This is a genomic window from uncultured Psychrosphaera sp., assembly GCF_947500655.1.
GTDB lineage: Bacteria > Pseudomonadota > Gammaproteobacteria > Enterobacterales > Alteromonadaceae > Psychrosphaera.
Genome location: NZ_CANMSK010000037.1, coordinates 1 through 2,271, shown reverse-complemented (window position 1 = coordinate 2,271; position 2,271 = coordinate 1). Strand labels below are relative to the sequence as shown.

Sequence of the window (2,271 nt, the reverse complement as noted above, 5' to 3'; positions counted from 1 at the left end):
CGTTCAAGAACACTTAAGCGTTGTATGGTTAAGCCTCACGGGCAATTAGTATAAGTTAGCTTAATGCCTCACAGCACTTCCACACCTTACCTATCAACGTTGTAGTCTTCAACAACCCTTTAGGACAGTTAAACTGTCAGGGATGACTCATCTCGAGGCTCGCTTCCCGCTTAGATGCTTTCAGCGGTTATCGATTCCGAACGTAGCTACCGGGCAATGCCATTGGCATGACAACCCGAACACCAGCGGTTCGTCCACTCCGGTCCTCTCGTACTAGGAGCAGCCCCTCTCAATCATCCAACGCCCACGGCAGATAGGGACCGAACTGTCTCACGACGTTCTAAACCCAGCTCGCGTACCACTTTAAATGGCGAACAGCCATACCCTTGGGACCGACTTCAGCCCCAGGATGTGATGAGCCGACATCGAGGTGCCAAACACCGCCGTCGATATGAACTCTTGGGCGGTATCAGCCTGTTATCCCCGGAGTACCTTTTATCCGTTGAGCGATGGCCCTTCCATACAGAGCCACCGGATCACTATGACCTACTTTCGTACCTGCTCGACATGTCCGTCTCGCAGTTAAGCTTGCTTCTACCATTACACTAACCGTACGATGTCCGACCGTACTTAGCAAACCTTCGTGCTCCTCCGTTACTCTTTGGGAGGAGACCGCCCCAGTCAAACTACCCACCAGACACTGTCCACAATCCCGATAAGGGACCAATGTTAGAACATCAAATATACAAGGGTGGTATTTCAAGATTGGCTCCACAACAACTAGCGTCATTGCTTCAAAGCCTCCCACCTATCCTACACATGTAGATTCAATGTTCAGTGTCAAGCTGTAGTAAAGGTTCACGGGGTCTTTCCGTCTAGCCGCGGGTACACAGCATCTTCACTGCGATTTCAATTTCACTGAGTCTCGGGTGGAGACAGCGTGGCCATCATTACACCATTCGTGCAGGTCGGAACTTACCCGACAAGGAATTTCGCTACCTTAGGACCGTTATAGTTACGGCCGCCGTTTACCGGGGCTTCGATCATGAGCTTCTCCGAAGATAACCCAATCAATTAACCTTCCGGCACCGGGCAGGTGTCACACCGTATACGTCATCTTTCGATTTAGCACAGTGCTGTGTTTTTAATAAACAGTTGCAGCCACCAGGTCACTGCGACCAGCTTCAGCTTAGGGAGCAAGTCCCATCACCAATGCTGGCGTACCTTCTCCCGAAGTTACGGTACCATTTTGCCTAGTTCCTTCACCCGAGTTCTCTCAAGCGCCTTAGTATTCTCTACCTGACCACCTGTGTCGGTTTAGGGTACGGTTCTTAATCATCTGAAGCTTAGAGGCTTTTCCTGGAAGTATGGCATCAATGACTTCATCACCTTAGTGACTCGTCTCGTGTCTCAGCCTAGTGAATTCCCGGATTTGCCTAAGAATTCAGCCTACACACTTTCACACGGACAACCAACGCCGTGCTCACCTAGCCTTCTCCGTCCCCCCATCGCAATGATTAAAAGTACAGAAATATTAATCTGTTTCCCATCGACTACGCATCTCTGCCTCGCCTTAGGGGCCGACTTACCCTACCCTGATTAGCATGGGATAGGAACCCTTGGTCTTTCGGCGTGGGGGTTTTTCACCCCCATTATCGTTACTCATGTCAACATTCGCACTTCTGATATGTCCAGCAAACCTCTCGATTCACCTTCAGCCACTTACAGAACGCTCCCCTACCACTCATTCCTAAGAATGAATCCGCAGCTTCGGTGTTATGTTTAGCCCCGTTACATCTTCCGCGCAGGCCGACTCGACTAGTGAGCTATTACGCTTTCTTTAAAGGGTGGCTGCTTCTAAGCCAACCTCCTAGCTGTCTAAGCCTTCCCACATCGTTTCCCACTTAACATAAACTTTGGGACCTTAGCTGGCGGTCTGGGTTGTTTCCCTCTCCACGACGAACGTTAGCACCCGCCGTGTGTCTCCCGGATAGTACTTTACGGTATTCGGAGTTTGCATGGGGTTGGTAAGCCGGGATGGCCCCCTAGCCCAAACAGTGCTCTACCCCCGTAAGTATTCGTCCGAGGCTCTACCTAAATAGATTTCGGGGAGAACCAGCTATCTCCCGGTTTGATTAGCCTTTCACTCCTAGCCACAAGTCATCCCCTAACTTTTCAACGTTAGTGGGTTCGGTCCTCCAGTTGATGTTACTCAACCTTCAACCTGCTCATGGCTAGATCACCGGGTTTCGGGTCTATACCTTGCAACTA

General features: G+C 50.5%; 1 rRNA gene. It reads right to left on the bottom strand.

Features of this window, described 5'->3' with window-relative positions:
* Window positions 1-24 precede the first annotated feature (24 nt).
* Window positions 25-2,271, bottom strand: a 23S ribosomal RNA gene (locus Q0940_RS16965); the annotation flags it as partial.